This is a genomic window from Rhodocyclus gracilis (genome assembly GCF_009617575.1).
GTDB classification, from domain to species: Bacteria; Pseudomonadota; Gammaproteobacteria; order Burkholderiales; family Rhodocyclaceae; genus Rhodocyclus; species Rhodocyclus gracilis.
Genome location: NZ_WIXJ01000002.1, coordinates 350,859 through 363,188, shown reverse-complemented (window position 1 = coordinate 363,188; position 12,330 = coordinate 350,859). Strand labels below are relative to the sequence as shown.

12 protein-coding genes are annotated in these 12,330 nt (G+C 62.3%); 9 read left to right on the top strand and 3 right to left on the bottom strand.

Annotated elements, in window-relative coordinates; genetic code table 11:
- Nucleotides 1–122: 122 nt before the first annotated feature.
- From rluB to pnp, 8 genes are all read left to right on the top strand, one after another.
- On the top strand, nucleotides 123–947 hold the full coding sequence (rluB, locus tag GHK24_RS04750) for a 23S rRNA pseudouridine(2605) synthase RluB (protein WP_340666102.1): 825 nt from the start codon (nucleotides 123–125) through the stop codon (nucleotides 945–947).
- A gap of 207 nt (nucleotides 948–1,154) precedes the next feature.
- Nucleotides 1,155–1,595, top strand: coding sequence for a ribosome maturation factor RimP (gene rimP, locus GHK24_RS04745; RefSeq protein ID WP_153470374.1), 441 nt, complete (start codon nucleotides 1,155–1,157; stop codon nucleotides 1,593–1,595).
- Between the two features lie 44 nt (nucleotides 1,596–1,639).
- Nucleotides 1,640–3,112, top strand: coding sequence for a transcription termination factor NusA (nusA, locus tag GHK24_RS04740; RefSeq protein ID WP_153469761.1), 1,473 nt, complete (start codon nucleotides 1,640–1,642; stop codon nucleotides 3,110–3,112).
- A 19-nt stretch (nucleotides 3,113–3,131) separates the two neighbouring features.
- Nucleotides 3,132–6,041 (top strand): translation initiation factor IF-2, encoded by a 2,910-nt coding sequence (gene infB, locus GHK24_RS04735; RefSeq protein ID WP_153469758.1) that lies wholly within the window; start codon nucleotides 3,132–3,134, stop codon nucleotides 6,039–6,041.
- On the top strand, nucleotides 6,042–6,425 hold the full coding sequence (gene rbfA, locus GHK24_RS04730; RefSeq protein WP_167681274.1) for a 30S ribosome-binding factor RbfA: 384 nt from the start codon (nucleotides 6,042–6,044) through the stop codon (nucleotides 6,423–6,425).
- Nucleotides 6,422–7,312: a tRNA pseudouridine(55) synthase TruB gene (truB, locus tag GHK24_RS04725; RefSeq protein ID WP_153469755.1), complete on the top strand. Its 891-nt coding sequence runs from the start codon at nucleotides 6,422–6,424 to the stop codon at nucleotides 7,310–7,312. The genes rbfA and truB overlap by 4 nt, the downstream gene beginning before the upstream one ends.
- A gap of 165 nt (nucleotides 7,313–7,477) precedes the next feature.
- A complete protein-coding gene (rpsO, locus tag GHK24_RS04720; RefSeq protein WP_153469751.1) occupies nucleotides 7,478–7,747 on the top strand; it encodes a 30S ribosomal protein S15 in 270 nt (89 codons plus the stop codon).
- 168 nt (nucleotides 7,748–7,915) lie between these two features.
- The gene (gene pnp / locus GHK24_RS04715) at nucleotides 7,916–10,048 is read left to right on the top strand and encodes a polyribonucleotide nucleotidyltransferase (protein ID WP_153469748.1); all 2,133 of its coding nucleotides are present in this window, start codon (nucleotides 7,916–7,918) and stop codon (nucleotides 10,046–10,048) included.
- A 117-nt stretch (nucleotides 10,049–10,165) separates the two neighbouring features.
- Here the strand turns inward: pnp and dksA are convergent, their stop codons facing one another.
- On the bottom strand, nucleotides 10,166–10,588 hold the full coding sequence (dksA, locus tag GHK24_RS04710) for an RNA polymerase-binding protein DksA (RefSeq protein ID WP_153469745.1): 423 nt from the start codon (nucleotides 10,586–10,588) through the stop codon (nucleotides 10,166–10,168).
- A 258-nt stretch (nucleotides 10,589–10,846) separates the two neighbouring features.
- Between dksA and GHK24_RS04705 the strand changes: the two genes are divergently transcribed.
- On the top strand, nucleotides 10,847–11,068 hold the full coding sequence (locus tag GHK24_RS04705) for a DUF3820 family protein (protein ID WP_153469742.1): 222 nt from the start codon (nucleotides 10,847–10,849) through the stop codon (nucleotides 11,066–11,068).
- Nucleotides 11,069–11,124: 56 nt separating this feature from the next.
- Here the strand turns inward: GHK24_RS04705 and GHK24_RS04700 are convergent, their stop codons facing one another.
- Together GHK24_RS04700 and GHK24_RS04695 are read right to left on the bottom strand one after the other, a co-directional pair.
- Nucleotides 11,125–11,448: an AzlD domain-containing protein gene (locus tag GHK24_RS04700; protein WP_153469739.1), complete on the bottom strand. Its 324-nt coding sequence runs from the start codon at nucleotides 11,446–11,448 to the stop codon at nucleotides 11,125–11,127.
- A gap of 31 nt (nucleotides 11,449–11,479) precedes the next feature.
- Nucleotides 11,480–12,277, bottom strand: coding sequence for an AzlC family ABC transporter permease (locus GHK24_RS04695; protein ID WP_153469735.1), 798 nt, complete (start codon nucleotides 12,275–12,277; stop codon nucleotides 11,480–11,482).
- Nucleotides 12,278–12,330 lie beyond the last annotated feature (53 nt).

Genomic DNA, 12,330 nt, shown 5'->3' with positions numbered 1-12,330 from the left:
GCCGCGAGGGTGCTTCGTCCGCGCCGCCCGCGCGGCGGGGCGCCCGCGCCGACGCATCGGCACCTCGCCGCGAGGCCGAGGACGCGCCTGAGCGCGACCTGGCACCGGCTCGCACGCCGCGTGTGCCGCGCGAAACCTCCAAGCGCACCCGTCACCAGGAATTCGCCGCCAAGCCCGAGCGTCTGCACAAGCTTCTGGCGCAGAGCGGCTACGGCTCGCGGCGCGAGATGGAAGAGATGATCGAAGCCGGACGCGTTGCCGTCGATGGCGAAACGGCGACCGTCGGTCTGCTGGTGAGTCCTGGCGCACGCGTCAAGATCAACGGCAAGCTCGTGCAACTGAAGTTCTCGAACCGCCTGCCGCGCGTCATCCTCTACCACAAGCCCGAAGGCGAAATCGTCTCCCGCGACGACCCGGAAAAGCGCCCGAGCGTCTTCAATGCCTTGCCCCGTCTCTCCGGCGGGCGCTGGGTGGCCGTTGGCCGGCTCGACTTCAATACCAGTGGTCTGCTGCTCTTCACGACTTCCGGCGAGTTGGCCAATCGTCTGATGCACCCGCGTTACAACCTTGTGCGTGAATACGCCGTGCGTGTGCTTGGCGAAATTTCCGACGAGGCGCGCCTGCGTTTGCGCGAGGGCGTCGAGCTCGAAGACGGTCCGGCAAAGTTTGCTGCCTTTGAAGACGCCGGTGGCGACGGGGCCAATCGCTGGTACCGCGTGGCGCTGTACGAAGGGCGAAATCGCGAAGTGCGGCGGATGTTCGAAAGCGTCGGCGTTGTCGTCAGTCGTCTCATGCGCGTCCGCTATGGCCCGTTCATCCTGCCGCCTGGCTTGCGGCGCGGGCAGGTGCGCGAAATCGAGGCCCCCGACGTGCAGAAACTGCTCGCCGATTTTGGCCTCGATGTGCCAGCGCCAGGGCGTCCGTTGCATCGTCCGCGCGAGCGCTGAGCGGGTTGACGGCAATGCGCCGTCTGGCGCGCGGGGCGGACTTCGGTCAGTGCGCCGAAGCCCGCCAAATGGGCCTTCGCGGCGGTGGCGGCGATTTACGCTGCCTTCATTTTCAGCTATACTCCGCGCGTTTCTTCCGCTGACGCTTCGCACAAGCGCAGGTTTTTTATCGGAGATGGGCGTTTCGCCCATTTTTTATTTGTGGCGATGGATTTGCACTCACTCATTGAACGCACGATCACCGGTCTTGGATACGAGCTGGTGGATCTCGAGCAGAGTCCGCGCGGACGCGTGCTGCGGATCTTTATTGATCACGCGCAGAAGGCGGGCGGTGTCGGCATTGACGATTGCGTTCTCGTGAGCAATCAGCTGTCGCGCGTCCTGGCGGTCGAGAACTTTGACTATGACCGGCTCGAAGTGTCGTCGCCGGGGTTGGACAGGCCGCTGACCAAGGCGGCAGATTTTGAGCGTTTCGCAGGGTCGGAGGTGCAGTTGAAGTTGCGCCTGCCGATGGCGGGGCGCCGCAATTTCAACGGTGTTCTGCTGGGCATGCTGGATGGCAAGGTGCGCGTGCAGGTCGGTGCCGATGAGCTGACGTTTGAGTTGGATAACGTCGACAAAGCGCGGCTGGTGCCGAAATTCGATTGATGGTTAGGTTTGACTGGTAGGCAGGACGAGGAGGAATCAAGAGAATGAGCCGCGAAATTTTGCTGTTGGTGGATGCGCTGGCCCGTGAAAAGAATGTCACGCGAGACATCGTTTTTGGCGCGCTTGAGTTGGCGCTCGCCTCGGCGACGAAAAAGCGCATTGGCGACGAAGCCGACGTGCGTGTCTCCGTGGATCGGGAAACCGGCGATTTCGAGAGTTTCCGGCGTTGGCTGGTGATTGCCGATGAAGAATTCGAAACGGCGGCGCTGCAGGTGCCGCTGAGCGAGGCGCGTGAGCAGGATGCCGAAGTTGAACTCGGCGATTACCTCGAAGAAGCCCTTGAGCCGATCGATTTTGGCCGCATCGGCGCCCAGGCTGCCAAGCAGGTGATTCTGCAGAAGATTCGCGATGCCGAGCGTGAGCAGATCCTCGCCGACTTCCTGGCGCGCAAGGAGTTTCTCGTTACTGGCGCGATCAAGCGCATGGAGCGCGGTTCGGCGATCATCGAAGCCGGCAAGATGGAAGCCCTGTTGCCGCGCGATCAGATGATTCCGCGCGAAAACCTTCGCGTTGGCGACCGCGTCAAGGCTTTCCTGTTGCGCATCGACCGTTCGGCGCGTGGCCCGCAACTGATCCTGTCGCGTACGGCGCCGGAATTCATCGTCAAGCTCTTCGAGCTGGAAGTGCCGGAAGTCGACGATGGTCTGCTCGAAATCAAGGCGGCGGCGCGCGACCCCGGCGTGCGCGCCAAGATCGCCGTCAAGTCGAACGATCAGCGCATCGATCCGATTGGCACCTGTGTTGGCATGCGCGGTACGCGCGTCACTGCCGTGACCAACGAGTTGGCGGGGGAGCGTGTCGACATCGTCCTGTGGTCGGCTGATCCGGCGCAGTTCGTGATCGGCGCCCTGGCGCCGGCGGAAGTCAGCTCGATCGTCGTCGATGAAGACAAGCATTGCATGGACGTCGTCGTCAATGACGACAACCTCGCCATCGCCATCGGTCGTGGCGGTCAGAACGTGCGTCTTGCCTCCGAGCTGACGGGCTGGACGATCAACCTGATGACCGAAGAAGAGTCGAAGACCAAGGCGGAGGCCGAAACGGCGGCCACCCGCGTGCTCTTCATGGAAAAGCTCGACATCGACGAGGACGTTGCCAACATTCTCATCGAAGAAGGATTTTCGACGCTGGAGGAAATCGCCTATGTGCCGCTTTCCGAAATGCTCGAAATCGAAGCGTTTGACGAAGGCATTGTGCAGGAATTGCGCGAGCGTGCGCGTAATGTCCTGCTGACCGAGGCGATTGCGGCCGAGGAAGAGCTTGAGGGTGTGTCCGACGACATGCTGGCCCTCGAGGGAATGAACAAGTCGCTGGCGGCGAAGTTGTCTGCCGGCGGTGTGCGCACGCGGGATGAACTGGCTGATCTGGCCGTCGACGAGCTGATGGAAATGGCGGGAATCGATGCCGAGCGCGCCGGGAAACTGATAACCACGGCGCGTGCGCACTGGTTCGAATAAGTAGAAAAGAGGAATTCACATGGCGCAATCAACCGTCGCTCAATTTGCCGCTGACCTGAAAATGCCGGCCGGCGCGCTTTTGGAGCAGCTGCGAAAGGCCGGTGTCGCCAAGGCTGTGCCCGACGATGTCGTTTCCGAACAGGATAAATCCCGCCTTCTCGATTACCTGCGTCGTTCGCACGGCGAAGGGCAGGGTAAGACGAAGATCACCCTGACCCGCAAGGAAACCTCGGAGATTCGTTCGCACGATTCATCCGGCAAGTCGCGCACGGTGCAGGTTGAGGTGCGCAAGAAGCGCGTCCTCGTCAAACGTGACGTGCACGGCACGCCGATTGAAGGCAGCGAGGCGGCGGAGGCAGCGGAAGTCGCTGCCCTGTCGCCGGCGTCGGCCGAGTCGGAAGTCGTCACGTCGCCGGTCGTCGAGGCGGTTGAAGTCGTGGCAGAGGTTGCGCCCGTTCAGGCTGAGCCGACTCCGGTGGTCGCTGAAGTTGCAGTCCCTGCGCCGGTACCTGAGCCTGTCGTTGAAGCGCCCGCGCCGGTCGTGGCGGAAGCGCCAGTCGTCGAGGCGGTTGCTGCTGCGCCGGTTGCCGACGTGAAGAAGATCGAGAAGGAAAGCGCGCCGGCGCCGGAAGCCAAGGCAAAAGCGCCCACTCCGGCCGCGTCCGCTGAGTCGGCGGCGGTACCCGCCGCGCCGACGCGCCCGGTGCGTACGACCGTGCGTACCCGCGTCTCGGTCATCAGTGAAGAGCAGCAACGGCTGCGCGAAGAAGAAGAACGTCGCAGCGCTGAACTGCGTGCGCGTCAGGAACGTGAAATCCGCGAGAAGCAGGAGCGCAGCGCAGAGCTGGCTCGCCTGAAGCGCGAGGCGGAACAAAAGGCTGTCGTCGCCAAGGCGGCGGAAGCGGCCAAGCAGGTCGCTGCCCAGACGGCGAACGATCGTCCGGCTGAAGAAAAACCGGCTGCCCGCCCGGCACGCGCCGGCGAAGCCGACAAGAAGCCCGCCGACAAGAAGGGGGGCGGCGCCTGGAAAAATGAAGGTGCCGGCAAGCGTCAGGGGCTGCGCACACGCGGTGCCACCGGTGGTACCGGCTGGCGCGATGGCGCGCGGCATGGCAAGCGTGGCGGTCGTGGTGAGGATGAGCAACACAGCTTCCAGGCGCCGCTGGAACCCGTTTCGCGCGAAGTGCACGTGCCGGAAACCATTTCGGTGGCCGATCTCGCCCACAAGATGGCGGTGAAGGCGACGGAAGTGATCAAGACCCTGATGAAGATGGGGTCCATGGTGACGATCAATCAGGTGCTCGACCAGGAAACGGCGATGATCATCGTCGAAGAACTCGGGCACAAGGCTTTCGCGGCCAAGCTGGACGATCCCGATGCGTTCCTTGGCGAGACGAGCGAGCATGTCGATGCCGTTCTCGAATCCCGTGCGCCGGTCGTTACCGTGATGGGTCACGTCGACCACGGCAAGACCTCGCTGCTCGACTACATCCGCCGGACGCGTGTTGCCAGCGGTGAAGCCGGTGGCATCACCCAGCACATTGGTGCCTACCACGTTGAAACCGAGCGCGGCATCGTTACCTTCCTCGACACGCCGGGCCACGAGGCATTTACGGCCATGCGTGCGCGCGGTACCAAGGCGACCGACATCGTCATTCTGGTGGTGGCTGCCGACGACGGCGTGATGCCGCAAACGCGCGAGGCCATCCACCACGCCAAAGCGGCAGGTGTGCCGATCGTCGTTGCCATCAACAAGATCGACAAGCCAGATGCCAATCCGGAGCGCGTCAAGCAGGAACTCGTTGCCGAGCAAGTGCTGCCGGAAGAATACGGCGGCGATTCGCCCTTCATCGCCGTTTCGGCGAAGACCGGTGCCGGCATCGACGAACTGCTGGAAAACCTGCTGCTGCAAGCGGAAGTGCTTGAGCTGAAGGCACCGCGCGAAGCGCCGGCTAAGGGGCTGATCATCGAAGCGCGTCTCGACAAGGGGCGTGGTCCGGTGGCGACGATGCTGGTGCAGTCGGGCACTCTGCGTCAGGGCGACGTGCTGCTCGCCGGTCAGGTCTTCGGTCGCATCCGCGCCATGCTTGACGAGAACGGCAAGGCGATCAAGGAGGCGGGGCCCTCGCTACCGGTGGAAATCCTCGGCTTGTCCGACGTTCCGGCGGCGGGTGAAGAAGCGCTCGTCCTGGCCGATGAACGCAAGGCACGTGAAATCGCCTTGTTCCGTCAGGGCAAGTTCCGCGACGTCAAGCTGGCGCGCCAGCAGGCGGCGAAGCTCGAAAACATGTTCGAGCAACTGGGCGAGGGCGAGGTCAAGACGCTGGAGTTGATCGTCAAGGCCGATGTGCAGGGTTCGCAGGAAGCCTTGGTTCAATCGCTACTCAAGCTGTCGACCGACGAAGTGCGCGTCAATATCATCCACGCTGGCGTGGGTGGCATCAGCGAATCGGACGTCAATCTGGCGCAAGCGTCGAAGGCCGTCATCATCGGCTTCAACGCCCGTGCCGACGCCGGCGCGCGCAAGGCGGCCGAGAGCTTCGGTGTCGATATCCGCTACTACAACATCATCTATGACGCCGTTGATGAGGTGAAGGCCGCGCTGTCGGGCATGCTCTCGCCGGAGAAGCGCGAGGCCGTCATCGGCATGGTCGAAGTGCGTCAGGTGTACGTCATTTCGCGCGTCGGGACGATTGCCGGCTGCTACGTAACGGAAGGTCTCATCCGCCGCAATTCGCGTGTGCGTCTGCTGCGCAACCACGTGGTGATGTGGGATGGCGAGCTGGAGTCGCTCAAGCGCTTCAAAGACGACGTCAAGGAAGTCAAGTCCAACTACGAGTGCGGTCTGTCGTTGAAGAACAACAACGACATTCAAGAAGGCGACCAGCTCGAGGTCTATGAAATCCAGGAAATCGCGCGGACTCTCTAAGTGGCCAACAAAAGCTTTTCCCGCAAAGACCGCGTGGTCGAACAGATTCGTCGCGAATTGGCCGAGCTGATTCGCGGCGAATTGAAAGATCCCCGCGTCGGTATGGTCAGCCTGACGGCGGTCGAACTGACGGCTGACTATGCACACGCCAAGGTGTTTTTCAGCACCCTGGCGGGGCCTGAGCAGCGCGTGGCCGTGCTGGAAGGTCTCAATCAGTCGTCCGGTTTCCTGCGTCGTGAGCTGGGGCGGCGCGTCCGCATTCACACGACGCCACAGCTGCATTTCGTCTTCGATAACTCGCTGGAACATGGCGCCGATCTCTCGAAGCTGATCGACGAAGCCTCCGCGATCTCCGATCAGACGCCGGTCGACGACGAATCTTGAGCGACGGGCGCCGCTGGCAGCGTGTCGATGGCGTACTGCTCCTCGACAAGCCGGCCGGCATGACTTCCAACACGGCACTACAAAAGGCGCGCCGTCTCTTCCAGGCGGCGCGGGCCGGGCATACGGGGACGTTGGACCCGATGGCCACTGGCCTGCTGCCACTATGCTTCGGCGAAGCCACCAAGTTCTCCGCCGATTTGCTGGAAGCCGACAAAACTTACGAGACGACCTTGCATTTCGGCGAGCGCACCGACACGGGCGACGCGGAAGGCGAAGTTATCGAGACGCGTCCGGTGAGTTTTTCGCTGGCCGATCTGGAGGCCGTGCTGGCGCGTTTTCGGGGAGCGCAAGAGCAGATTCCGCCAATGTATTCGGCGCTCAAGCGTAATGGCCGGCCGCTCTATGAGCTGGCGCGTCAAGGTGTTACTGTCGAGCGCGCCCCGCGCGCTATCGTTGTGCATGCGCTAGAACTGCTGGCGTTCGGGGGGGCGAGCTGTCGGCTCCGGGCGACGGTTAGCAAAGGTACCTACATTCGCACGCTAGGCGAGGATATTGGTGAGGCGCTTGGCTGTGGTGCGCACTTGACCGCTTTGCGACGCGTCGGGATTGGCCCCTTGCAGGTCAGCGATGCGCTCAGCCTGGAGCAGTTGGAGGCCGTGGCCGCCGACGAGCGCGAAGCCTTGCTGGCGCCCACCGATGCCCTGCTGCATTCCTTGCCTATGGTGACACTGGCGTCGCCTGAGGCCGAGCGCTTTGCGCACGGTGGCGTCGTGCGCGCCGGTGCGCTCCCGGGGCGTTGCCGTGTTTACGGGCTTGGACGTCTGCTCGGGCTGGGCGAGGGGCTCGACGATGGTACGGTGAAGCCGCGCCGCCTCGTCTGCGAATAGGCGCCACCGTCACTTCCGCGGCTCGCCGAAGATTCGGCTTGCCGCGACCTGCTCCGCACCCCTATAATTCGCGCCTCGCTTCGCCAAGCGAGCATTACTTTTATCCATCTGGCGCTGGCTCTATCAAACCGGGGCGGCGTCGTTTTTTAGAAAGCGAGTTTGAATATGGCGATCAACGTCGCGCAAAAAGCGCAAATCATGTCAGATTTTCAACGTGTGGCCGGCGATACCGGTTCTCCTGAAGTTCAGGTGGCCCTGCTGACCGCGCGTATCAATGACCTCACGGGTCACTTCAAAGAGCACGTCAAGGATCACCACTCGCGTCGCGGTCTGCTGCGCATGGTGAGCCGTCGTCGCAAGCTCCTCGACTATCTCAAGCGTACGAATGCCGAAGGCTATCGCGCGCTGATCGAACGTCTGGGCCTGCGCAAGTAAGACCTCCCGCTCGCTTTCGCGGACGGGATTGCAGATGCTTCGCATCGAGGACAGCGGCCAGCTCATGTCGGGCTGTGCCGCTGTTGTCGTTTCTGTCATTGGCGCGTCGGTCAATAAGCGTACCGGGGTCGTGGGTGCGCGCGCGCCGAACTCATAAGAAAGGGAATAATGTTTAACGTCGCCAAGAAAACTTTTGCTTACGGTGCCCATCAGGTCACGCTCGAAACCGGCGAAATCTCCCGTCAGGCAAGTGGCGCGGTTCTGGTGTCGGTGGACGACACGGTGGTGCTGGTCACCGTCGTGGGGGCCCGTCAAGCCAAGCCCGGTCAGGATTTCTTCCCGCTGACCGTCGATTACGTCGAAAAGACCTACGCGGCCGGCAAGATCCCCGGTGGCTTCTTCAAGCGTGAAGGCCGTCCTTCCGAAAAGGAAACGCTGACGTCGCGCCTGATCGACCGTCCGCTGCGCCCGCTCTTCCCGGAAGGCTTCTACAACGAAGTGCAAGTGGTCGCGACGGTCATGTCGCTCAACCCGGAAATCGATCCTGACATCCCCGCGCTGATCGGTGCGTCGGCTGCGCTGGCGATCTCCGGCATTCCGTTCAACGGCCCGATCGGTGCCGCGCGCGTTGGTTACCTCAACGGCCAGTACGTGCTCAACCCGACCCTGTCGCAAGTCAAGGAAAGCCAGCTGGATCTGGTGGTCGCCGGGACGCAATCGGCTGTGCTGATGGTCGAATCCGAAGCGAAGGAACTCTCCGAAGACGTCATGCTCGGCGCCGTGGTGTTTGGTCACGAGCAGATGCAAGCAGCAATCAACGCCATCAACGATCTCGTTGAAGAAGCCGGCAAGCCGGAATGGGAGTGGGAAGCCGCGCCGCGCGACGAAGCGCTGATTGCTCGCCTCAACGCGCTGGTCGAAGCCGATCTGCAAGAAGCCTATCGCATTACCAGCAAGCAACAGCGCAGCCAGCGCGTCAAGGAAATCGCCGCCAACGCAGTGGAAACCCTGACCGCCGGTGACGATGCGCCGGACGCCAACACCATCAAGAACCTCTTCTTCGACATCGAAGCCAAGATCGTTCGTAGCCGCATCCTGGCTGGCGAGCCGCGTATCGATGGTCGTGACACGCGTACCGTGCGCCCGATCTGCGTGCGTAACAGCGTGCTGCCGCGCGCCCACGGTTCCGCGCTCTTCACCCGTGGTGAAACGCAGGCGCTGGTCGTTGCCACGCTGGGCACGGGCCGTGATGAGCAGATCATCGACGCTCTCGCCGGTGAGTACCGCGACCGCTTCATGCTGCACTACAACATGCCTCCCTACGCGACCGGCGAATGTGGTCGTGTTGGCTCGCCGAAGCGTCGTGAAATCGGTCACGGCCGTCTCGCCAAGCGCGCGCTGGTGGCTGTTTTGCCGAAGGCAGAAGACTTCTCCTACACCATGCGCATCGTGTCGGAAATCACCGAATCGAATGGCTCCAGCTCGATGGCTTCCGTCTGCGGCGGCTCGCTGGCGCTGATGGACGCCGGTGTGCCGCTGAAGTCGCACGTCGCCGGTATCGCCATGGGCCTGATCAAGGAAGGCAACCGTTTCGCGGTGCTGACCGACATCCTCGGCGACGAAGATCACCTCGGCGATATGGACTTCAAGGTCGCAGGTACCGACGGTGGTATCACGGCCCTGCAAATGGATATCAAGATTCAGGGCATCACCAAGGAAATCATGCAGGTCGCGCTGGCGCAGGCCAAGGAAGCCCGTCTGCACATCCTTGAAAAGATGCAGAACGCGATGTCGGGTCACCGCACGGAAGTGTCGACCTATGCACCGCGTCTGTACGTGATGAAGATCAATCCGGAAAAGATCCGTGACGTGATCGGCAAGGGCGGTGCGGTAATCCGTGCCATCACTGAAGAGACCGGCACGACCATCGACATTCAGGACGACGGTACGATCACCATCGCTTCGGTCAGCGGCGAGGCAGCCGATGCGGCGAAGAGCCGGATCGAGGCGATCACCGCCGATGTTGAAGTGGGCAAGGTCTACGAAGGCACCGTGTTGAAGCTCCTCGACTTTGGCGCCATCGTCAGCATTCTGCCGGGCCGCGATGGTCTTCTGCACATTTCGCAGATCGCCAACGAGCGCGTCAATCAGGTCTCCGACTACCTCAAGGAAGGCCAGAAGGTTCGCGTCAAGGTCCTCGAAGCCGACGAAAAGGGTCGCGTCCGTTTGTCGATGAAGGCTCTGGCGGCGGAAGAAGCCGCTGCGGCGGCGACGGCAGCGGGTACGGCGCCGGCAGTCTGAGTCGTGAAGCCACGGGAATTCGCCTGAATTCCCGTGCATGAAAAAGGGACGCTTCACGCGTCCCTTTTTTTATGCGGCTGGCGGAGCGGCGGCACTGCCGCCGGCCGTTTCAGAGGCTTATTTGGCGACCTGACGTTCGCGCACTTCTTCCAGCGTTTTGCAATCGATGCAGAGCGTGGCGGTCGGCCGGGCTTCCAGTCGCTTGATGCCGATTTCGACACCGCAACTGGCGCAGTAGCCGTAATCGCCGCTGTCGATGGTACCGAGCGCTTCGTCGATTTTCTTGATCAGCTTGCGTTCGCGGTCGCGGTTGCGCAGCTCGATGGCGATATCGGTTTCCTGGCTGGCGCGGTCATTGGGGTCGGCAAAGACGGTGGCTTCATCCTGCATCGTGTGCACGGTGCGCTCGATGTCAGTAATGAGATCGTCCTTGATGCCTTGAAGAATGGCCCGGAAATGCGCCAGCTGCTTGCTGTTCATGTATTCCTCGCCGGGCTCGGCGACGTAAGGGGCAAGGGGAGTTCGCAATTCTGTTGCCATAGTGATGACCCATCAGGTTTTTTTGCAAAGGCGATTAAATATCAGAATCCCCCGGTCGCCGCAAGTTAAGTTTGTGCCGTTTATTTGTGTATCGCTAATGTCGCGGCAGCTCGCTCATCGGCGACCGCGCTAATCTTTCTTTTTGGCTACCCGTTCTTTGGTAGGCATGGGCTTAAATTCCTATTTACTTAGTATGATCATGCCCTTGCTTCCCGGCAGGACGGCGGGCAACAACCGTTTTGGGTAACGTGCGACGCAATGAATCCGGAAGATCTGCAGTTATTGGTGACCTACACCATGCCATTTGGTAAATACAAAGGCCGCCTGCTGGCGGATTTGCCGGGCAATTACCTCAACTGGTTCGCCCGCGAGGGCTTCCCGCCGGGGAAACTGGGGCAGTTGTTGGCGCTGATGCAGGAACTCGACCATAACGGCCTGTCTTCCCTGCTGACGCCATTGCGCTCGCGCCGGCGCGACTGAGGTCGGGCTGTTCGTTACGCACAGCTCGCCCGCGGGAGACGCGCGTGTCTGGCGTCTCAGAGGATCAGCTTGAGCAGGGTCAAGGCCAGCATGCCGGTGATGATCGTGGCGATGACGTTGCGCGTGTGCCAGGCGACCAGCGCCGCGATGAGCGCCGCCCACGTCCGGGGAGAATCGAAACCAAGCGTAACTTCGCCATGCTGGATGAACAGTGCGCTGGCGCACAGGGCGGCGAAGCTGGCGGGTGCAATATGTCGGCACAGTGCGCGCACGCTGTCGGGGAGCTTCCGGCTGGCAAAGAGGCCGATCATCGAATAGCGGTACAGGAAGGTCACCGCTCCGACACCGACGAGCAGTAGTAGCAAGGAGACGGTGCTCATTGTGTGCCTGTGTTCATTTTGCTGATCGTGCTCATTGGCTGGCCTCGCGCGCAAGGCGAGTGCGGCGCGCGAGTCGTGTGCTTAGCGCGCCGGCCATGAGGCCGAGGATGATCGCACCGACGAGGCCGAGGTTGTAAGGCAGCGCCGCCAGCAGCAAGGCGCCCAGCGCAGCGACCGCGGCGGCCGCTTGATTGGCGCGTTCGCGTATGAGCAAGGTGAGCAGGGCGATGAAGGTGAGCGGCACAGCGAAATCGATATCCCAGTCGGCCGGAATGGTCGCGCCAAAGACGATGCCAATGGCGGTCGATACCTGCCAGGTGAGCCACAGGGTCAGACCACAGCCGAAGAAGTACCAGTGGCGCAGGTCGCGTACTGGTGAGCCTTCCGCGTCGCCGGTGGCCCCCGGTGCGGTGTTGCCGGGGGGCGTGCCGGGGACGGATTGGTGGACGGCAGCCGTCTGTGCCTGATAACGCAGAATCGCGATGGCATAGGCTTCATCGGTCAGCAGATAGGCAAGCAGAAGCCGCCAGCGGCGCGGCAGATGGCGTACATAATCGGCTAGGGAGACGCTGTAGAGCACATGGCGCACGCCCAGCAGGCCAGCGGTGAGGCCAATCGGTGCCGCGCCCGAGCCGACGGCCAGCATCTGCACGATGACCAGTTGTGCCGCTCCGGAAAAAACGATGGCGGAGGCCAGTTGCGCCAGCCATGCCGGCATGCCGGCGGCGAGCGAGGCGATGCCGCAGATCATGCCAAAGGGCAGCACGCCAAGTTGCAGAGGCGCTTCGTCACGGCAGCCGGCAAGGAATTCGACGAGTTTCGGATGCATGTCGTTGAGTGTAACGCAGCTGGAGCCAGCGCCTGCCGCTGGGGATGGGCCGC